This is a genomic window from Sphingobium boeckii (genome assembly GCF_014199215.1).
Classification (GTDB): domain Bacteria; phylum Pseudomonadota; class Alphaproteobacteria; order Sphingomonadales; family Sphingomonadaceae; genus Sphingobium_A; species Sphingobium_A boeckii.
The window spans coordinates 226242-245637 of the sequence record NZ_JACIJC010000002.1 but is presented as its reverse complement, the minus strand read 5'-3'; the positions used below and the strand labels follow the sequence as shown (position 1 = coordinate 245637).

General features: G+C 63.5%; 18 protein-coding genes. 14 read left to right on the top strand and 4 right to left on the bottom strand.

Going from position 1 to position 19396, the window contains the following annotated elements; all coding sequences use genetic code 11:
- Positions 1-21: 21 nt before the first annotated feature.
- On the top strand, positions 22-1185 hold the full coding sequence (folP, locus tag FHS49_RS06375) for a dihydropteroate synthase (RefSeq protein WP_184016503.1): 1164 nt from the start codon (positions 22-24) through the stop codon (positions 1183-1185).
- A 59-nt stretch (positions 1186-1244) separates the two neighbouring features.
- Here folP and FHS49_RS06370 read toward each other — a convergent pair whose 3' ends face one another.
- Both FHS49_RS06370 and FHS49_RS06365 read right to left on the bottom strand, forming a co-directional pair.
- Positions 1245-1763 (bottom strand): PQQ-binding-like beta-propeller repeat protein, encoded by a 519-nt coding sequence (locus FHS49_RS06370; RefSeq protein WP_184016501.1) that lies wholly within the window; start codon positions 1761-1763, stop codon positions 1245-1247.
- Positions 1764-1799: 36 nt separating this feature from the next.
- Positions 1800-3245 carry a sigma-54-dependent transcriptional regulator gene (locus FHS49_RS06365; protein WP_184016499.1) on the bottom strand — a complete coding sequence of 482 codons (1446 nt, stop codon included), beginning with the start codon at positions 3243-3245 and terminating at the stop codon, positions 1800-1802.
- Between the two features lie 180 nt (positions 3246-3425).
- On the opposite strand from FHS49_RS06365, the gene FHS49_RS06360 reads away from it, so the two are divergent.
- The 5 genes from FHS49_RS06360 (at position 3426) to FHS49_RS06340 (ending at position 7614) form a co-directional block, all read left to right on the top strand.
- Positions 3426-3551 (top strand): aa3-type cytochrome c oxidase subunit IV, encoded by a 126-nt coding sequence (locus FHS49_RS06360; RefSeq protein ID WP_184016496.1) that lies wholly within the window; start codon positions 3426-3428, stop codon positions 3549-3551.
- A gap of 7 nt (positions 3552-3558) precedes the next feature.
- The gene (locus FHS49_RS06355; RefSeq protein ID WP_184016494.1) at positions 3559-4680 is read left to right on the top strand and encodes an NAD(P) transhydrogenase subunit alpha; all 1122 of its coding nucleotides are present in this window, start codon (positions 3559-3561) and stop codon (positions 4678-4680) included.
- 90 nt (positions 4681-4770) lie between these two features.
- Positions 4771-5052, top strand: a complete 282-nt coding sequence (locus FHS49_RS06350) for an NAD(P) transhydrogenase subunit alpha part 2 (RefSeq protein ID WP_184016492.1) — start codon at positions 4771-4773, stop codon at positions 5050-5052.
- Between the two features lies 1 nt (position 5053).
- Complete coding sequence (locus FHS49_RS06345) at positions 5054-6469, top strand: NAD(P)(+) transhydrogenase (Re/Si-specific) subunit beta (protein WP_184016490.1); 1416 nt, start codon at positions 5054-5056, stop codon at positions 6467-6469.
- 233 nt (positions 6470-6702) lie between these two features.
- Complete coding sequence (locus FHS49_RS06340) at positions 6703-7614, top strand: helix-turn-helix domain-containing protein (protein ID WP_184016488.1); 912 nt, start codon at positions 6703-6705, stop codon at positions 7612-7614.
- A 63-nt stretch (positions 7615-7677) separates the two neighbouring features.
- Here FHS49_RS06340 and FHS49_RS06335 read toward each other — a convergent pair whose 3' ends face one another.
- On the bottom strand, positions 7678-8103 hold the full coding sequence (locus FHS49_RS06335; protein WP_184016486.1) for a flagellar biosynthesis protein FlgB: 426 nt from the start codon (positions 8101-8103) through the stop codon (positions 7678-7680).
- Positions 8104-8116: 13 nt separating this feature from the next.
- The gene (locus FHS49_RS06330; protein WP_184016484.1) at positions 8117-10819 is read right to left on the bottom strand and encodes an SBBP repeat-containing protein; all 2703 of its coding nucleotides are present in this window, start codon (positions 10817-10819) and stop codon (positions 8117-8119) included.
- A gap of 102 nt (positions 10820-10921) precedes the next feature.
- On the opposite strand from FHS49_RS06330, the gene fliG reads away from it, so the two are divergent.
- The 8 genes from fliG to FHS49_RS06290 all read left to right on the top strand — a co-directional run bounded on the left by fliG (position 10922) and on the right by FHS49_RS06290 (position 19318).
- Positions 10922-11956 (top strand): flagellar motor switch protein FliG, encoded by a 1035-nt coding sequence (gene fliG / locus FHS49_RS06325; protein ID WP_184016482.1) that lies wholly within the window; start codon positions 10922-10924, stop codon positions 11954-11956.
- Complete coding sequence (locus FHS49_RS06320; RefSeq protein WP_184016480.1) at positions 11956-12627, top strand: FliH/SctL family protein; 672 nt, start codon at positions 11956-11958, stop codon at positions 12625-12627. Before fliG ends, FHS49_RS06320 begins: the two co-directional genes overlap by 1 nt.
- 147 nt (positions 12628-12774) lie before the next feature.
- Positions 12775-14331, top strand: a complete 1557-nt coding sequence (gene fliF / locus FHS49_RS06315; RefSeq protein ID WP_184017364.1) for a flagellar basal-body MS-ring/collar protein FliF — start codon at positions 12775-12777, stop codon at positions 14329-14331.
- Complete coding sequence (gene fliN / locus FHS49_RS06310) at positions 14328-14708, top strand: flagellar motor switch protein FliN (RefSeq protein WP_184016478.1); 381 nt, start codon at positions 14328-14330, stop codon at positions 14706-14708. The genes fliF and fliN overlap by 4 nt, the downstream gene beginning before the upstream one ends.
- Positions 14708-15160: a helix-turn-helix domain-containing protein gene (locus FHS49_RS19820; RefSeq protein WP_184016476.1), complete on the top strand. Its 453-nt coding sequence runs from the start codon at positions 14708-14710 to the stop codon at positions 15158-15160. Before fliN ends, FHS49_RS19820 begins: the two co-directional genes overlap by 1 nt.
- Positions 15161-15189: 29 nt before the next feature.
- Positions 15190-17352, top strand: coding sequence for a flagellar biosynthesis protein FlhA (gene flhA / locus FHS49_RS06300; protein ID WP_184017362.1), 2163 nt, complete (start codon positions 15190-15192; stop codon positions 17350-17352).
- A complete protein-coding gene (locus tag FHS49_RS06295) occupies positions 17349-18641 on the top strand; it encodes a flagellar hook-length control protein FliK (RefSeq protein WP_184016474.1) in 1293 nt (430 codons plus the stop codon). Before flhA ends, FHS49_RS06295 begins: the two co-directional genes overlap by 4 nt.
- Positions 18642-18652: 11 nt before the next feature.
- Entirely contained in the window at positions 18653-19318 is a 666-nt protein-coding gene (locus FHS49_RS06290) for a flagellar hook assembly protein FlgD (RefSeq protein ID WP_184016472.1), read from the top strand.
- Positions 19319-19396 lie beyond the last annotated feature (78 nt).

Below are 19396 nucleotides of genomic sequence, written 5' to 3'. Positions count from 1 at the left end.
GCCGATGCGAGGACCAAGACCATGACGATCGCCATCCCGCCTTCCGCCAAAATTCACCTGCGGCCCGTGCAATTCGTGGATTCGCCCGTCGATCTGGACGGACAAGTCGCGCGGCTGGGTGGCGGGATGGTGTGGTTCGGGGCTTATGAGATCATCGCGTCCGAAAAAGGCAAAAGGGTCGCGCGGCATATGGTGCCGATCGAGCGGCTGGACGATGCGCTGGCGGGGGTATCCGACGAACACCGGATGGCGGTGAAAGCCCTGCGCGGCCGGATCGAAAGCGCACGCACGCCGCTGAAACTGGGTGAGCGCGTGCTGCGGTTCGAACAGCCGCAGATCATGGGCATATTGAACGTGACGCCGGACAGCTTCTCCGATGGCGGTGGACATCAGGATGATCCGCAAAGCGCAGCGGATGCGGGCTTTGCGATGACCGCGGCAGGCGCTGCGCTGATCGATGTGGGCGGGGAGTCGACGCGACCGGGTGCCGAGACCGTGTGGGAGCGTGACGAGATTGCCCGCGTGGTGCCGGTGATCGAAAAGCTCGCCGCGACGGGGGCCGCAATCTCGATCGACACGCGCAAGGCCGAGGTGATGCAGGCGGCGCTGGCTGCCGGTGCGCATTTGGTCAACGATGTCGGTGCGTTGCTGTGGGACGATCGTGCATTGGACGTGGTGGTGAATGCCGGATGCCCGGTGGTGCTGATGCACTCGCCCGATCCCAAGAGCGGACCGCATGGCGAACCCGGCTATGCCGATCCGCTGATCGAGGTGTTCGACTGGCTGGAAGCGCGGATCGACGCGGTGGTGGCCGCGGGCGTGCCACGCGACAAGATTATTGCTGATCCCGGCATCGGCTTTGGCAAGGGGATCCAGCACAATCTGCATCTGCTGAACGGGCTTTCGATCTTTCAGGGGCTGGGCTGCCCGATATTGCTGGGCGCGAGCCGGAAACGGCTGATCGGCGCGCTGTCCAATGAAGTGACCGCTGACAAACGGCTGGGCGGATCGATCGCGCTGGCGTGTCGCGGGGCGGATCAGGGCGTTCAGATGCTGCGCGTGCATGACGTGCGCGAGACCGCACAGGCGGTGCACGTATGGCGTGGGCTGCGGGATGCGGCGTTGATGCCGGTAGCGTGTACCAAAACACCGTTTGTCCCGAGCGAAGTCGAGGGACGCTGGTGACATGACAGACGTCCCTCGACTTCGCTCGGGACAAACGGGCTAAAGGGTTGCCATCATATTCACCTTTTGACCACCAAGGAATCCAACACCGCCTTGGCCACCGGCATCAACGCGGCGGCATGGCGCGCAGGATAGCGGAGGCGGGCGATGGTCGTGCCCTGCGCGGTCTTGATCGCGCGATAGGCGGTCTGGTGATCATCGGCGTCGGCACGGATGCCGCGATATTCGGTTTTGCTCATCGTGCCGCCGGGCAGGTCTTCCTGCACATTTTCGAGAGTGTTTCCGGCGTCGCCCTGGACGCGCAGCACGGATCCGAATGCCGGATTGGTGAAGCTCGCGCCGTCCGCGGTCACATCGGTGCGGTAATCGCCCCAGCCGGGCGGCACCATGATGGTGAAGCCGTATTTGTCATTGGTGTAACCAGTCAGCGGCTGGTCGCCGGCGCCTTCCAGCTTCACCGCATCGCGCTCGGCCATGGTCGCCAGCGGGATGGGCGGCTGATCCTCGGGCGTGCCGCCTTTGGAGCAGCCCGACAAAAGGGCCGCGACGCCCAGAAAGATGATGCCCCGACGCCCCATGCGCGGGCCATCGCATGACGGCGCGCGCGCGGTCAATCAGGCCGCGCTGTCGATGCCGAGTTCGCCCAATTTGCGGTAGAGGGTGGAGCGGCCGATGCCGAGACGGCGGGCCACTTCGGTCATGCGGCCGCGGTAGTGGCCGATGGCGAGCCGGATCACATCCGCTTCGATATCCTCAAGCGCACGCAGATGTCCATCCGGGCGATAAAGCGTGACGCCCGCGCCACTGGCGATGCCGCTGGGGCCATTGGCCTGGCCGGGATAAGAAGGGATCCGTGCTGGCATTTCGGATTGCGCCGCGATCTGCGGAAAATCCTCCCGCGTGAGCGCATGATCGTCACACAGCACGGCGGCGCGGAACAAGGCGTTCTGAAGCTGGCGGACGTTGCCGGGCCAGTCATAGGTCATCAGCAGGCGCAGCGCCTCATCAGTGATGCCAAGCCCGCGCATCCCGGGCTGTTGCGCGATGCGGGCGAGCAGATGGCGCGCGAGTTCAGGAATATCGGCCTTGCGCGCGCGCAGCGGCGGGATGGTGACCTGCACCACGTTCAGGCGATAATAGAGATCCTCGCGGAAGCGGCCGGCGGCGACCTCTTCGATCAGGCGCTTGTTGGTGGCGGCGATCACGCGGACATCGACATCGCGTGTGGCGCGGCCGCCGACTAGCTGGATTTCGCCCGATTGCAGCACGCGGAGCAATTTCACCTGCGCGTCCAGCGGCAGTTCGCCGACTTCATCGAGAAACAGCGTGCCGCCATCGGCATCCTGGAATTTGCCGATATGCCGTTCGAATGCGCCGGTGAACGCGCCTTTTTCATGACCGAACAATTCGGATTCGACGAGATTGGCGGGAATCGCGCCGCAATTGACCGCGATCATCTTTTTCTTGGCGCGCGGCGAGGCGGCGTGGATGGCCTCGGCCACCACTTCCTTGCCGGCCCCGCTTTCGCCTTCGATCAGCACGGGCACGCGCGCGCGCGCGGCCTTGGCGGCGATGGCGAGCGCGGCGCGAAAATCGGGCGCGGAGCCGACGATTTCGCCAAAGCCCAGCACCTGGGAGATCTTTTCCGTAAGCGGGCGGAGTTCGCCCGCGCCGGCGGCGCTGGAGACGGCGGCGTCGAGCGCTGCGAGCAGGCGATCAGGCGCGATCGGCTTGACCAGGAAATCGGTGGCCCCGGCACGCATCGATTCGACCGCGGTGTTCACGGTGGTGACGGCCGTCAGCATCAGGATCGGCAGCGCGGGGCGACGCACGCGGATTTCGGCGATCAGCGCGCTGGCGTCGGTGCCCGGCACCCAATGATCGAGGATGATCGCATCGAGCATCATGCCGTCCTGCGTGCCCAATGTGGCGATCGCGGTTTCAGAGTCGGACGCAAAGATGGTGCGCCAGCCCGCACGGGTGGCGAGTGCAGAGATCAGCCGACGCTGCGCCGGTTCATCGTCGATCAACATCAGAATGCGTGTGCCGTTCGGTGTCATGCCTGCCCCGATTCTGTCCCGAAGAGGCACGCTTTAGATGCCCGACGGTAAAGACAGACTTAAAGGCCCGGCAGAAAGTTGCGGTGACACAGATCACACCCGCGATGATGGACACTTGAGCAGCCCGCCAATGCTGGCTAAGGCAGCGGCTGAACGGGTCCAATATTCAGGGGATGAACCATGGCCGAAAACGGCGACATGACTGCGCATAGCGGCACTTATGAAGGCTTTATCGGCCTGATGAAATGGGGTTCCGTGGCGACCGCCGTGGTCGTGGCCATCGTTATCGCTCTCCTCGCGAGCTGATCCGGCCATGAAAATCGCGGTCCTCAAGGAAACCGCAGCGGGCGAGACGCGAGTCTCGGCCTCCCCCGAAACGGTGAAGAAGTTCATCGCGCTGGGCGCAGACGTATCCGTGGAAGCGGGGGCCGGCATCGGCGCGTCCGTGGACGACGCGGCTTATGCGGCGGCAGGCGCCACGGTCTGCGCGCGCGCCGCGGTGCTGAAGGATGCCGATATCCTGCTCGGCGTATCGGGGCCGGATCCCAAGAGTTTGGCGGGCGTGAAGCCCGGCGCATGGCTGGCGGCGGGGCTCAACCCCTTTGGCGAACGCGCGCGCGTGGACGACTATGCCGCGCTTGGCATCGAAGCGCTGGCGATGGAATTCATGCCGCGCATCACTCGCGCGCAATCGATGGATATCCTGTCATCCCAGTCCAATCTGAGCGGTTATAAGGCCGTGCTGGATGCGGCGGGCGAATATGGCCGCGCGTTTCCGATGATGATGACCGCGGCGGGCACGGTTTCGGCCGCGCGTGCCTTCATCATGGGTGTCGGCGTCGCCGGGCTGCAGGCAATCGCGACCGCGCGGCGTCTGGGTGCGCAGGTCTCCGCGACCGACGTGCGCTCCGCCACCAAGGAGCAGATCGAGTCGCTCGGTGCCAAGGCGATCTTCGTGGAAGACGTGAAGGGCATCGAGGGCGAAGGCTCGGGCGGCTATGCCACCGAAATGTCCGATGAATATAAGGCGGCGCAGGCGGCTCTGGTCTCCGCGCACATCGCCAAGCAGGATATCGTGATCACCACCGCGCTCATTCCGGGGCGTCCCGCGCCGCGATTGATCAGCGACGCGCAAATCGCCAGCATGAGGCCGGGATCGGTGATCGTCGATCTCGCGGTGGAGCAGGGCGGCAATGTCGAGGGGTCGGTCGCGGGCGAAGTCGTGGTGAAGCACGGCGTGAAGATCGTCGGTCATCGCAACGTGCCGGGCCGTCTGGCGGCGGATACGTCGGCGCTATTCTCACGCAATCTGTTCAATTTCCTCAGCGCCTTCTGGGACAAGGAAACGGGCAAGCCCGTGCTGGACGAGGAGATTGGCGACGCGATCCGGCTGACGAAAGACGGCAAGGTCGTGAACGCACGGCTGCTGGGGTGATCAATAACAGCCGTCCGCCTCGCGTTTCAGCGATGTGCGGACGGTACAACGTCCCTCGACTGCGCTTGGGACGAACGGGGTAGGAACATCATGGATTTCATCTCAATTCTATCCATCTTCGCATTGGCCTGTTTCGTGGGTTATTATGTGGTGTGGTCGGTCACGCCCGCGCTGCATACGCCGCTGATGGCCGTCACCAATGCGATTTCGTCCGTGATCATCGTGGGCGCGCTGATCGCGTCTGCGGCGGGCGGGTCCGTTTCCTCCAAATGGCTGGGGCTGATCGCCGTGGTGTTCGCCAGCGTGAACATCTTCGGCGGCTTCGCGGTCACCGCGCGCATGTTGGCGATGTATAAGAAGAAGGATCGCTGAGATGCACGAGGTCACCCCTATCAATCCCTGGTTTGCGCTCGCCTATCTGATCTCGGGCGTCTGCTTCATCATTGCGCTGCGCGGGCTTTCCAGCCCGTCGACCAGCCGCAAGGGCAATCGTTATGGCATGGCGGGGATGCTCATCGCGGTGGTCACCACCTTGCTGATGCACCACACCGCCGGGATCGTGGAAATCGTGATCGCCATCGCAATCGGCGGGGCGATCGGCCTCGTCACCGCGCGCAAGATCGCGATGACGGATATGCCGCAGCTCGTGGCGGCGTTTCACTCGCTCGTCGGCATGGCCGCCGTGCTCGTGGCGGCCGCGGCGTTCCTCAATCCTACAGCGTTCGGCATCGCGGATGGGGCGGGGCAGATCTTCGCGGTCAGCCGGATCGAAATGGGGCTTGGCATCGCGATCGGCGCGATCACCTTCTCCGGATCGGTCATCGCCTTCCTGAAACTGAACGGGAATATGAGCGGCGCGCCGATCATGCTGCCGGGTCGGCATGTGATCAACCTCGGCACGCTGGCCGCGATCCTGGGCCTGATCGCCTATTTCCTGACCGACCAGAGCCCCTGGGTATTCTGGACGATCACGGGCCTCGCTTTCCTGATCGGCTTCCTGCTGATCATCCCGATCGGCGGCGCGGACATGCCCGTGGTCGTCTCCATGCTGAACAGCTATTCGGGCTGGGCCGCGGCGGCGATGGGCTTCACGCTGGGCAATAGCGCGATGATCATCACCGGCGCTTTGGTGGGTTCGTCGGGCGCGATCCTGTCGTATATCATGTGCAAGGCGATGAACCGCAGCTTCATCAGCGTGATCGCGGGCGGTTTCGGCGCGGCCCCCGAAGCCGGCGGCGGCGCGGCCAAGAGCGATCGTCCGTGGAAGCGCGGATCGGCCGAGGATGCGGCCTTCCTGATGGCGCAGGCCGAACAGGTGATCATCGTGCCCGGTTACGGCATGGCGGTTGCCCAGGCGCAGCACGCGTTGCGCGAAATGGGCGACATACTGAAGGCCCAGGGCGTGAAGGTGAAATACGCCATCCATCCGGTCGCAGGGCGTATGCCGGGGCATATGAACGTGCTGCTGGCCGAGGCGAACGTGCCTTATGACGAGGTGTTCGAGCTGGAAGACATCAATGGCGAATTCGCGCAGACCGATGTGGCCTTTGTGATCGGCGCGAATGACGTGACCAATCCCGCGGCCAAGACCGACAAGACATCGCCGATTTACGGGATGCCGATTCTCGACGTGGAAAAGGCCAAGACCGTGCTGTTCGTCAAGCGCAGCATGGGCGGCGTGGGCTATGCGGGCGTCGATAACGACGTGTTCTACATGGACCAGACGATGATGCTGCTGGCGGACGCAAAGAAGATGGTCGAGGATATCGTGAAGTCTCTGAATCATTGATGGAGGTGGGGATGAGCGGGTCTTAACGCCTGCTCATCCCCTGATCCGTTTGTTCCGAGCGTCGTCGAGGGACGTGTGCTTGATGCCACGTCCCTCGACGACGCTCGGGACAAACGGCTATAGGCGGGAAGCGCACGCCGTCCCAAAACGCGCCATATCGGACCAATCATCACTCTTCCCTCGCGCCGGTTTCGTATTAGAAGATGCGGAACATATCACGAACGGAGGGCCGGGTGAGCACAGGGGATTTCAGGGAACAGCCGGTGGTGCTGGTGTTTGGCGATACGCCGGGATCCCGCGCGCGGGGCGAGATGGCGGCGGCCGCGGCGGGATGGCGGCTGGGGTGCAGCCTCGATCTGGCGGGCGCGCCGGACCGGCTTGATCTGCAGGCCGGGATGGACGCCGTGCTGGTCGAACTGGACGGAGAAGGCAATGGCGTGCTGGATGCCTTGCTAGACCGGATCGAGCGCGATGCGCGGGCGAGCCTTTACCGCGCGATTATCGTCTTTCCGCCCGAGGCGATCGATGCGGTGACCGCGCGGATCGCGCATCCCGATATCGCCTTGCTGTGCGATCCCGATCCGGTGGAGCGCGCCGCAGCGCTGGCGATGGCGCTTTCGAAGCGCGGGCCGTGGTTCAGTGACAGCGCGAAGGATGGGGACGACCGGCTCCAGCATCTGGGCGAGGAGGTGGCGCGGATCGCGGCAGCGCTGGCGAGCCTGTCGTCAGAGGCGCTGGGCCGGGATAGCGGGCAGGTGCATGACCGCACGCGCGACTATGCTGCCGAACCCGCGCTGCCCTTGTCTGCGGAAACGCTGCGCACCGCCCTGCGCGCGCGGCGGATGCGCGAGCGATTTTTCGACGCCCATTTGTTCGCCGACCCGGCCTGGGACATGTTGCTCGATCTGATGGCGGCGCGGATCGAGGGGGAGGGGGTCGCGGTTTCCAGCCTGTGCATCGCCGCCGTTGTGCCGCCCACCACGGCTTTGCGCTGGATCCGCACCATGACCGAAGCCGGGCTGTTTATCCGCCGCGCCGACCCGCTGGATGGCCGGCGCATCTTCATCGAATTGTCGGATCCCGCGGCAGACGGCGTGACTCGCTATTTCGCCGCGGTCAGAGGCATGGGCGCGATGATGGTGTGAAAGATCGGCAGTCTTTCCATCCGCCTGCCGGCGAGCGTTGCGCATCACATGTTAAAATTATCATCAGTTGCGACCGAGCGCCGATTTGATCAGCCCCATCTGCTTGCGGTAAAGATTGGTCATCGCCGCGAAATCGGACTGGACACCGCCCATCTTCAAAAGCTGATCTTCGAGCGTGACGTTATTGCCGTCCGGCTTGGTCTCGCTGGTGTCCTTGTCCAGAATGATCCCGCCGGTGCCGCGCGGCGGGCTGGCACCCATGGCTGCCATGCCGGCGGTCAGGCTGATCCGCGGGCGCGTGACATGGGGTGCGCCGCGGCCGCCGCCATGGGCTTCGAGCAACGCTGAGAAATCGGGTTTCTCCACCTCGCGCGCCTTGAACTTCGGTGTCTCGCCATTCGCGATATTCTCTGCGATCACGCGCTGGCGTTCGGACAGATGCTTCATCGATCGGGTGATGCCCGCGATCAGCGGCGGCGTGGAGGTCATCGGATTACCCATCTTATTGCGACACGCCGGTGAGGCGGCTGAGCGCGGCCTTATATTGCGCCAATTGTGCCTGCTGATAGGCGGATCCCCGGCCGGATATGCTGCCGTCCACCAAAGCCGCCTTGCTCTCGTCCCAATAAAGCGAGCGGTAGGCGGTCTGCGTCATGGAAATGGCGCTGTTGATCTTCTTCGCCGCGATCCCTGCGCTTTCGGTGGACATGAGCGAGAATGTCGCGCCCAGCCCCAGCCCATAGCTGCCGCCTGGGAGCACTTTGGGATCCTTCGGTCCCGGGCTTTTCGGGATCGCAATCTTGCCGGGTTTGAGATTGAGCTTTTCGAGCGCGTCCACGCTGGTGCTCCCGGCGATCAGCTCCAGCGTATAGACGCCCTTTGCCTCGATCTTGAGCGTGGTCAGGCCGTTCAATTTGGGTGTGGTGATCACGGCCTTGGCTCCGGTGATCCGGCGGATCTTGTCGGCGAGGGTCTCCAGCGTTTCCCCGGCCTCGATCGTGACGGTGCGCGGCAGCCCGCCATCCATGCGGATGCTGAAACTGTCACCGGCGCGCATGTTGGTGCGCGCCGTGAGACTGCTCGAATCCGGCGCGTTCATGGTGCCGCGGTGCAGCCCCAGAGCGCCCGTGATGCCGCCGCCGCCGATCGAGACGGCCATGCGGACGGGTTCGGTTTCCACGCCGCTGATGCCGAATTGCGATGTGGCACCAAGCGCACCCGTCAGCCCGTCGATCCGGCTGACGAAGCCATCGACGATGCCGCGCAGAGCCCCGTTCAACGCGCCCGTGGTACGGCCGCCGACATAGAGCATATCCCCGGTGAAGCCGATGCTGTCGACCTGATCGTCCGCGGCAGAGCCGATATAGGTGGTGCTGGCGCTGGTCAGCCCGGCATCGATCCGGGTGACGAAGCCGTCACGCCCGCCGTTGATCGCATTCACCTGCGCGCCCGTCACCGTCATGCTTGTCGATCCGGCGACGGCGATCTGGCCGCTGGCTGAAACGGCGATGGCGCGGGCATCCACGGTGCCTAGATCGAAGCTGCCAAGGTCGATCGACAGCGCAGCGGCGTCGAGGCTGCGGATCTTCGCATTCGTGCCTTCGCGGGTCAGCATGAGCAGATTGCCGGACGCATCGATCGCCAGCGCGGAGATCGTGTCGGCCCCGCCACTGTCGATCACGCGCCGCTCCTGCACCTTGCCAGCGGCGTCAAGCCGGGCGACATAGCCGTCGCTGCCGCCCGTGGAGGTCTTGCCCGCCACATAAATGGAGCCATCGGCTCCCACGGTGACGGCATTGGCGGAATCGTCGCCCAAACCGCCCAGTGAGGTCGCGAATTGCTCGTCGCCATTGGCGCTGAACCGCACGACCAGCATATCGGTGTCGTCGCTGGTGCTGCCGTTAAATGGTCCCTTTACGGTGCCAGCCACGATCACATCGCCATTGGCGGCCAGGCTGATCGCGGCGCCCTTGGCTTCGCCCGCGGCTCCCAGGGTCCGCTGCCACACGATCTTGCCTTCGCTGTCCAGCTTGGTGAGAAACAGGTCATCCTCGCCATCGGAGCGGCTATAGCCCAGATCGCCCGCCGTGGTGCCGACGACATAGCTGAAGCCCTGGGCATCGGTCGCGATCGCCCGCGCCTCGGTTTGCGCATAGACATCGCCCTGAACCGGGGCGTCCTTGTCGGTGCTGGCCTTTGTTCCTGCAACGGCGGCAGCGGTGGCGGCGCGGTCGATCCCGCCGATGGTGGCGACCGTCTGATGCACTGGCGTTCCCAAGAGATCATCGAAGCGCATCACTTTGACCGTGCCCGGCACATCGTCATAGGTCTGGCCGCTGACGACGATCAGCCGATCGGGCGCGCCTATCTGATCGATCGCCACATTCTCCACGCCTGCGGCCTGGAAATTGAGACCCCATTGGCCGTCCGTCTTGCCGACCGTGAAGCTCGAATTCCAGCGCGGGCGCACATTGCCATCGCCATCGAGCACGGGATTGCCGCCTGCATCAAGCATCGGCAGCGAGGCGATGGCGGCATTGAGCGCTGAGGCCACGGAATCAAGCGTGGGCGGCTGCGGCGTCTGAGAGAGATCGACGGTGACGCTGGCGCTCAGATTGTATTTGGAAAGGTCGATCCGCAGGATTTCATTGCCGGTGAGGCCGGCCAATGGGGCATCCCGCGCCGCGGAGACGCCCGTGCCCGCCACTTCGCCACTGCTATTGTCGGCAGCAACGCCGATGCTCTGCACGGCGCGCGACGGCTGATCGAAATGCAGGCTCAGCAAATTGCCCGGTGCTTTGCTCAGAAAGGCCTGCAAATCGGCCATACCCTTGGCGAAAGCGGTTTGAAGTGTCTTTCGATCGCTTTCGGGGGTTCCCGGCTTGGCGGCGGTTTCGGCAAGCAGACGCAATTTTTCGAGCGCCTTGAAGGCGGTAAAGCTGGTTTGGACATCCGGCAGACCGGCCAATTTGGGATTGGTGCTCGTCTCGATGATCGTGCGCATACGCTTGATCGCTTCGATCTGAGACGAGACCGAGGCCTTGGGCGCGGGTTCTTTCCAGGGGGGCGTGGTCGCGGGTGTGGTGAAGCGCGCCCTGGCGAGCCGCACGGCGGATGATTCAATCGCCGCAAATGTTCCGGGTGCCAGCGTGTTGCTTCCCGAAAGGATGCTCAGCCCGATCAGGCTGCCGGAGATATTTACCATTTGCGCGCTCCCTCATCGGCCGATCGGCCTGCCTTCTCCTATAAGATAGACGGACGGCGGCCGCTTCAGGCACGCTTTCGCGGATTTATTTGGGGAAATGGCATGAGTTTGATGGCGCCGATCGGCGAACCGCCGGAGATGAAGAAGTTTTCCGGGCTCCAGCGCGCCGCGGCCCTGATGCTGGCGCTTGGCCAGGATCATGGCGCGCCGATCTGGGAACAGCTCACCAATGATGAGATCAAGGAACTGTCGTCGACGATCGCGCAGCTTGGCCGCGTGCCCGCCGTTGTGGTCGAACATCTTCTCGTCCAATTTTCCGGCGAAGTCGCCAGCATGGCCACCTTGCATGGCTCGTTCGAAACGACCGAACGTCTGCTCGAAGGCATTTTGCCGCTCGAGCGCGTGAAGGAGATCATGGAGGATATCCGCGGACCTTCCGGTCGCACGATGTGGGACAAGCTGTCCAACGTCAGCGAAACCGTCCTCGCCTCCTATCTCAAGAATGAATATCCCCAGACGGTGGCGGTGATCCTGCACAAGCTGAAGCCCGATCATGCGGCGCGCGTGCTGTCCGAACTGCCCAAGGATCTGGCGACCGATGTCGTGCTGCGCATGTTGCGGATGGATACGGTGCAAAAGGATGTGATCTACCAGGTAGAGCAGACGCTCAAGAGCGAATTCATGAGCAACCTCTCCCGCGCGCAACGCCGTGATCCGCATGAGGCGATGGCCGAAGTGTTCAACGCGCTCGATCGATCGACCGAGGAAGCGATGCTATCCGCGCTGGAAGAACGCGCGCCGGAATCCGCCGAACGCATCCGCGCGCTCATGTTCACGTTCGAGGATTTGAGCAAGTTGCTGCCTGCCGCGATCCAGACGATCGTGCGCAATTGCAACAAGCGCGAGCTGGCGCTGGCGCTGAAGGGAACCCCCGAGGAAACCAAGCAGCTCTTCATGTCTGGCATGACCCAGCGCGCCGCCAAGCTGATGCGCGACGATATGGCGGCGATGGGGCCGGTGCGCGCGCGCGATTGCGAAGACGCACAAGCCAATCTGGTCATCCTCGCCAAATCCCTGGGCGATCGCGGCGAAATCATGCTGGTCGATCCGCGCAGCGATGAATCCGTGATCTACTGATGGAGCGGGTGATCCAGGTGAGGCCGTTCGGCTTCGATCGCGTGTTTCACTTCGCCACGGCGGACCTCGCCGCCAAGGCCGAAGATGCCGAAGCCGCGGCAGAAATTGCAGGGCTGCAGCGCGAAATCGCGCGGCTCATGGACCTGCATGAGGTGGAACTGTCACAAGCCCGCGCCGATGGCTTCGAAGCCGGGCTTCATCAGGCGCGCACCGAGCGCAACGCCGCGTTGCTGGCGGCGGTCGATGCCTTGCATGGCGCGCTGGATGATATCGAAGAGCATCTGATCGACGCGGCGGATGCGATGAAGGAAGATGCTGCCGATGTGGCGCTGATCGCCGCGGAGGCGCTGGCTGGTCATGCCGTGGCCACCGCGCCCGCGCTGGCGATCAGCGATGCGCTTGGCCGCGTTCTGCGTCAGGTGGCGCGAGGGACGCGGCTGGATATCCGTGTGAATCCCACGCTGGTCGATGAGGTGGAGCGGTGCGTGGAGGCGCGCAAGGGTCAGGAGCGCCGTAAGCTTTCGATCACCGTCCTCCCCGATGAGACGATCGCGGCGGGGGACGCCCGGATCAACTGGGATGAAGGTGGCCTGGCGATCGATGCGGCAGCCCGTCGCCAGGCGGTAATCGATGAAATCGCGCCGCTTCTGGGGCAAAATTCGGCCGATTGAAAAGAAATCGCCCCGGCAAGAATTGCCTAGCCGCAACCCTCCTATAATGGAATTGCAAGGTCACTGAAGTCCTTGCTTTTTCAAGTTGCGAGGCTTCCTTTGAACGGATTGCGGAATTTGATCGCTGCGCTCGGACCGCGGCGGCTGATGATCATGGGTGGGGTCGCATTGGCGCTGCTGCTTGGTATCGGTGCGCTCGCGATGCAGGCATCGTCTTCATCGTCGGAAATGGGCTTCCTCTATACGGATCTCGATCCGGATTCAGCCAAGACCATTACCGAGAAGCTGAAGGGGCAGGGCGTTCCTTTCGAGCTGTCATCCGATGGCACGGCGATCACGGCCCCGGTGGACAAGCTCCCCGAATTGCGCATGGCCTTGGCGTCGGAGCGGCTGGGCGGCAAGATCGGCTATGGCGTGCTGGATGCCGAGGAGCCTTTCGGGGTCTCCTCATCCCGCGCGCGAATGAACGAAACCCGCGCGATCGAAGGCGAATTGTCCCGCTCGATCGAAAGCCTGGAACGGGTCAACAAGGCGCGCGTCCATATCGTGATGCCCGAACGCGCGATGTTCGCCGCCGAAGCCCGCAAAGCGACGGCTTCCATCACATTGAATACCCGAGGCAAGCTGCCGCGCGAAGCGATCCAGTCGATCCGCTATCTGGTGGCGGCGGCGGTTCCAGAGCTCTCCCCGGAAAGCGTCTCCATCGTCGATCAGGCGGGCAATCTTCTGGCCCGCGCCGGTGATGAAGGCAGCGCCGGCGCATCCGACGTGGAAGAGCGCCAGGCGGCATCCGAAGCGCGGCTGCGCTCGCAGATCGAAGCGATGATCGAACCGATCGTCGGCCAGGGCAAGGTGCGCGCCGAAGTCGCCGTCGTGCTCGATCGCGAGCAGACCCGCAAGGAAGCCGAGGTGTTCGATCCTGATACGCAGGTGATCGCGCATCAGGTCACCGTGGAATCGAGCGACCAGAATGATGAGAATGGCGCTGGTGCCGAGGGCGTCACCGTGGGCGCGCAATTGCCCGACAATGAAGGCGATATCGCCGGCACCGGCGGCGAAACGCGGCGCTCCGCCCGCAATGAATCCTCGGAAGACACCACCTTCCAGAACAGCCGGACGCACACTGTCAGCGTCAGCGCGCCGGGCAAGATCGATCGGGTGACGGTTGCTGTGATGGTGGACGGCGGGGCCAAAGGCCTTCCCCCGCCCCAGATCCAGCGACTGACCCGCCTGGTCGAGAATGCAGTCGGCTTCGATGCGGAGCGGGGCGATAGCGTGGTGGTCGAAACTATGCCCTTCGCAGCACCGGGCGATGTCGATGGCGAAAGCGACGGCCTGCCTCTCGGCCTGACTCCGGGCAATATCCTGAACCTGGTCGAATTGCTCGTGCTGATCGGTGCTGCGCTGTTTGCGGTCCGCATGTTCAGGCCCAAGGCGATCGTGCCCGATGTCGCGCCAGCGCTTCTGGCCGAAGAGATTGATCCCGAACAGGCCGCGCTGGAAGATCGCGCTGCAGAGGGCGATCCCGAAGCCATCCAGATGCTCGAGACGATGCGGGACGAAATTCCGCTGCTCGATCAGGAGATCGCGCTGGCGCAGGTCGATGGCCGCATCCGTCTCTCCGCGCTCAAGCGCATTGGCGACACCATCGCCGCTAGCCCCGCCGAGTCCGTCTCGGTGATCCGTCAATGGATGAACGCATGAAAGAAAAGATCATGAACGACGAAGTCGAACCCCGTCAGCTCGCCCCCGTCCATTTCGATGCCGAAGAACAGTCGGCTGAACCCGCCCAGGCAGAAGAGCAACCCGCTGCCGACATTCCTCATGTGCCGCCATCGGCCGCCGATCTGCAGGCCGTATTCGATGTGCCCGTGAAGGTGCAGGCGGTGCTGGGCCGCTCGCGGATGGATATCGGGCATCTCATGCGCCTGAAGACGGGCGATGTGGTCGAACTGGATCGCCGCGTCGGCGAGCCTGTGGATATTTTTGTCAATAACCGGCTGATCGCACGCGGCGAAGTGGTGCTGATCGACAGCGCGCTGGGCGTGACCCTCACCGAGATCGTGCGGCAGGACCGTTGATGGATATGGCCTCTTCAAGCCGGCTCACGGCGGCGGATGCAACGCCGCTCATGCTGCTCGGCGATCTGCGCAATACCCGCGACCTGGCACGCGAACTGGCGCGCATCTCACGACGGGAACTCGCCATCCGCTTGCCGAATGCCGAGACGATCGATTGGATGCGGGAAGCGACTGAAGCGATGGTGATGATCGAAATCTCGGTCGATGTGCCTGATCTGCTTGCGCGGCTGCGCGGGCAGAATGGCGGATGGCCGTCATCGGGATTGCCCGTGGATGCTCTGGTCGGTCGCACCGTCGCCGAGGTAGAGCGGGCGCTGATCCTGGGGACGCTGGCGCATTGTCGCGGCAACCGCACCTCGGCCGCGCATATGCTGGGCATTTCCGTACGCACGATGCGCAACAAGCTGCGCAGCTTCATCGAGGACGGCATCGCCGTTTCCCCGGCGCACTGATGTCCATGTCCCAGGTCCGGAACCAGATCATGCCATCCAGCTTCATACCTGCGCAGATAACGCGCGTTTTGCAGAGCTTCGGCCCCGGACGGGATCTGGCGCTGGCGGGCGGCGTGATCGCGATCATCGCGATGCTGATCCTGCCGATGCCGGCATGGATGCTGGATTTCGGCCTGGCGCTCTCGATCACCGCCTCCGTGCTGATCCTGATGACGTCACTCTTCATCGACAAGCCACTCCAGCTTTCGAGCTTTCCGACGATTCTCCTGATCACGACCATGCTGCGGCTGGGCCTCAACCTGGCGTCCACGCGGCTGATCCTGGGCCATGGCCATGAGGGGCATCAGGCAGCAGGCGGCGTGATCGCGGCTTTCGGCGAATTCCTGATGGGCGGGCAGACCGTGATCGGCCTCACCATCTTCATGATCCTGGTGGTAATCAATTTCGTCGTCATCACCAAGGGCGCGGGGCGCATCGCCGAAGTGGCCGCGCGCTTCAGCCTCGATGCCATGCCCGGCAAGCAGATGGCGATCGACGCGGATATGTCTGCGGGTATGATCAGCGAAATCCAGGCGCGGGAGCGCCGCGCGGAGATCGAAGCGGAGAGCGGCTTTTACGGCGCAATGGATGGTGCCTCCAAATTCGTGAAGGGCGACGCCGTCGCCTGTCTGATCATCACGGCCATCAACGTCATCGTCGGCCTGATCATTGGTGTGGCGATCCATGGCGTGCCCTTTGGCGAGGCTTTTCACAGCTATACGATCCTCACGGTCGGCGATGGTCTGGTCAGCCAGATCCCCGCGCTGATCGTCTCGATCGCGGCGGGCCTGCTGGTGTCCAAGGGCGGCGTGACGGGCAAGACCGGTGCGGCGTTGGGTGAGCAGCTCGGGCGCTATCCCAAGGCCTTTGGCATGGTGGCGGTGCTGATGCTGGCGCTGGCGCTGATGCCCGGACTGCCATTTCTGCCCTTCGTCTCGCTTGGCGGCCTTTGCGGCTATTTCGCCTGGCAGATGGGCCGCAAGGCCGAGGCCGAGGCCGTCAAGGAACGGCTCGAAAAGGCGATGGCGCAGCAGCAGGCCGAGCAGGTGGACGAGCCGATCGCGCGCACGCTGGCGATCGATACCGTGCGGATCGAACTGGGTTATGCGCTGCTGCCGTTGATCAACGACAGCAATGCCGAACCGCGGCTTGACGATCAGGTGCGCGCGCTGCGGCGGCAGATGGCGATGGATTACGGCTTCGTGCTGCCCTCGGTTCGCATCCTCGACAATATGTCGCTTCACGCGAATGAATATGTGGTGTTCGTGAAGGAAACGGAGGCCGCGCGCGGCGAAATCCGGATCGACAAGCTGATGGTGATAAACCCCGGCGGCGGCAACATCGGCATTGCCGGAGAGGAAACGCGGGAGCCGGTGTTCGATCTGCCGGCACTGTGGATCGATCGCAGCCTGCGTGACGAGGCCGGACTGCGCGGGCTGACCGTGGTCAATAGCGGCACGATCATCACCACGCATCTGACCGAAATCGTGAAGGACAATATCGCCGATCTGCTTTCCTATAGCGAAACGCAAAAGCTGCTGACCGATGTGCACAAGGATTCCGACAAGCTGATCGCGGATATCATCCCATCCAAGATTTCGGTCTCGGGCGTGCAGCGCATCTTGCAGAATTTGCTCGCCGAAAGCGTTTCGATCCGGGATATCCCCACCATATTGGAGGGTGTCGCAGAAGCCGCGGGCTTCACCCAGAATCTGACGCAAATGACCGAACATGTCCGCAGTCGCCTCGCGCGGCAGATTTCGGCGCAGCAGACGCGCGACGGTGCCATTCCGATCGTGACGATGTCGGCTTATTGGGATGATGCGTTTGCCGAGAGCATCGTAGGGCAGGGCGATGACCGACATCTGGCGATGGCACCGTCCAGCCTCCAGGGCTTCATCGCTGCGGTGCGCGAGACGTTCGATGCGCTGGCGGCGCAGGGCGAAATCCCGTGCCTGATGACCAGCCCGTCGATCCGTCCCTTCGTCCGTTCGATCATCGAGCGGGTGCGCCCTGCGACCGTCATCCTGTCTCAGAATGAAATCCACGCGCGATCGCGGATCAGGACGCTCGGTGTGATCTGCGCGCCGGATATCCTGGATTCATCCTATAATGAATATGATCGGGCTAATGCCTCAAGGGAAGCAGCATGAACATTGCGAACATCGCCGGTGCCGTGACGCCACTCAGCTTCGCCGGAGCGTCGCCCGAAGCGTCGAGCGGCTTTGGCGCGCTGCTCGCGATCGGCGCACCGTCCTTGTCTGAACCAACTGGGCCGCAATTCTCCGCAACTGCTGTCACGACGGCGGCCATAGTGACAGTCACGCCCGTAATTCCGGCCTCGCCGCCGACCGACGTTCTCTCGGAAGACGGGCAGAATCCGCCGGTGGCCGAGAATGTCGCAAAACCCGTGCCTGATGAGGTCACATCGCCCGATGCGCAAGGCGAACTGGCAACCGTTCCAAAGGCCGATCTTCCGCATCCCACGCCAGGTCGGACAAAGTCCGAGTTGCAGTTGACGGCGGCCAAGCCCCCGGTCGACATGCCGATGATGGTCCCCACCGGCGCACTGCCGCTTGAAGGGCAAAAGATCGCACTGGTATCGGTGCCGAACAATCTCGCGCTTCCCGCTGCACCGCCGCCGGAAATTCAGAACGATGCGCCCGACACGGACGTTCCGGTCGAAGCTGCGTCAGCGACCGATACGCCAGATCTTTCGTTGTCCGCTATCGCTCCGGTGGCGCAGGGCGTAATCATCACCAAGCCGGTCGACGCCGCACCGGGGGAGTCCAAAAGCGCTATAGATGTCACGGCGCAGGCGGGTCACGCCCTGGCGATCAACGGGCACGCGCCCAAGGCGCTTCCCGACGTCCCCATGCAGATCGATGGCGCTGTGCAAGCGGAAGGCGCATCCGCACTGCCCAGCGCGCTGGCCGGCGCGGTCACGCCGCGTTCACAGAGTTTCAGCGAAATCTATGGCGCTCATCGCCCCGCTCATGCGGCGGCCGAGCCGGTGATAGCGGCGCAGCCGGGCAGGATCGGACGCGAGATGGGCGTGGAAATCGCCCGTCATGTGGCTGCTGGGCGCGATGAAATCACGGTGCGGCTCGATCCGCCCGAAATGGGCCGGGTGGATATCCGCCTCTCCTTCGATCGCGACGGTGCCGTGCGCGGCGTGATCGCGGCCGACAGCGCCGGTGCGCTGGATATGCTGCGTAAGGAAACCAGCGACCTCACACGCGCGCTCGCCGATGCAGGCGTTCGATCCGATGCGCAGTCCTTCCGCTTTGACAGCCGAGGCCGCGATTCCGGGCATCAGACACCACAGCGGCAGCCTGGCGAGAGTGAACGCAGCGCGGCTGCCCTCACGGGCGATCCTGCGCTGGACCAACCCGTATATCAGGCGTTGCGCGTTAGCGGCCGCGTTGATTTGATGGCATAAGGAGCAAGATCATGACTTTGATTTCTGGCGATATAAGCGCAAAGACTGCGACGGCCACGACAACCGCAACAACCGGGATCAGCGCCGATTTCAACATGTTTCTGACTTTGCTGACGACGCAGATGCAGAATCAGGATCCGCTCGATCCAATGGATTCTTCGGAATATACCCAGCAGCTCGTGCAATTTTCGCAGGTGGAGCAATCGCTGCAACAGACCAATGCGCTCAAGGATATTCTGGGACGGCTCGACGCGCAGGATATGGCGCAGGCCTCCAACTATATCGGCCGCGAAGCGCGGTTCGACACGCCCATTGCCGGCCTGGGCGATGCGCCAGCCACCTGGACCTATGTGGCCGGGGTTGAACCGGCCTCGCTCAAAGTGAGCGTATTGGATGCAAGCGGCGCTGTCGTGCGCACGCAGACCCTGGATCCCGAGACGCAGGGGCGCTATTCCTGGGATGGAACCAAGGACGATGGCACGCAGGCGGCCAAGGGCGCTTACACGTTGAAAATCGACGCGTTGGATAGCAGCGGCAAGGCGGTTTCGGTCGCCATCAACTCGGTGGGCATCGTCAAGGAAGTCGTGACGGACGGCAGCAATGTCGTGCTCAATATCAATGGCGTGCGGTTTGCCATCGAAGGCCTGGTGGCGGTAGCGAACAACACCGCAGCCTGACCGATCGTAGAGTTCAGCAATGATCCAGCGTCCGGACCCTTGGCCCGGACGCTGGATTTTTCATATCGACGTCGCTGA

Coding starts and splice junctions, on each gene's coding strand:
- folP (WP_184016503.1), top strand. CDS start 22: ATGACGATCGCCATCCCGCCTTCCGCCAAAATTCACCTGCGGCCCGTG.
- FHS49_RS06370 (WP_184016501.1), bottom strand. CDS start 1,763: ATGGGGCGTCGGGGCATCATCTTTCTGGGCGTCGCGGCCCTTTTGTCG.
- FHS49_RS06365 (WP_184016499.1), bottom strand. CDS start 3,245: ATGACACCGAACGGCACACGCATTCTGATGTTGATCGACGATGAACCG.
- FHS49_RS06360 (WP_184016496.1), top strand. CDS start 3,426: ATGGCCGAAAACGGCGACATGACTGCGCATAGCGGCACTTATGAAGGC.
- FHS49_RS06355 (WP_184016494.1), top strand. CDS start 3,559: ATGAAAATCGCGGTCCTCAAGGAAACCGCAGCGGGCGAGACGCGAGTC.
- FHS49_RS06350 (WP_184016492.1), top strand. CDS start 4,771: ATGGATTTCATCTCAATTCTATCCATCTTCGCATTGGCCTGTTTCGTG.
- FHS49_RS06345 (WP_184016490.1), top strand. CDS start 5,054: ATGCACGAGGTCACCCCTATCAATCCCTGGTTTGCGCTCGCCTATCTG.
- FHS49_RS06335 (WP_184016486.1), bottom strand. CDS start 8,103: ATGACCTCCACGCCGCCGCTGATCGCGGGCATCACCCGATCGATGAAG.
- FHS49_RS06330 (WP_184016484.1), bottom strand. CDS start 10,819: ATGGTAAATATCTCCGGCAGCCTGATCGGGCTGAGCATCCTTTCGGGA.
- fliG (WP_184016482.1), top strand. CDS start 10,922: ATGAGTTTGATGGCGCCGATCGGCGAACCGCCGGAGATGAAGAAGTTT.
- FHS49_RS06320 (WP_184016480.1), top strand. CDS start 11,956: ATGGAGCGGGTGATCCAGGTGAGGCCGTTCGGCTTCGATCGCGTGTTT.
- fliF (WP_184017364.1), top strand. CDS start 12,775: ATGATCATGGGTGGGGTCGCATTGGCGCTGCTGCTTGGTATCGGTGCG.
- fliN (WP_184016478.1), top strand. CDS start 14,328: ATGAAAGAAAAGATCATGAACGACGAAGTCGAACCCCGTCAGCTCGCC.
- FHS49_RS19820 (WP_184016476.1), top strand. CDS start 14,708: ATGGATATGGCCTCTTCAAGCCGGCTCACGGCGGCGGATGCAACGCCG.
- flhA (WP_184017362.1), top strand. CDS start 15,190: ATGCCATCCAGCTTCATACCTGCGCAGATAACGCGCGTTTTGCAGAGC.
- FHS49_RS06295 (WP_184016474.1), top strand. CDS start 17,349: ATGAACATTGCGAACATCGCCGGTGCCGTGACGCCACTCAGCTTCGCC.
- FHS49_RS06290 (WP_184016472.1), top strand. CDS start 18,653: ATGACTTTGATTTCTGGCGATATAAGCGCAAAGACTGCGACGGCCACG.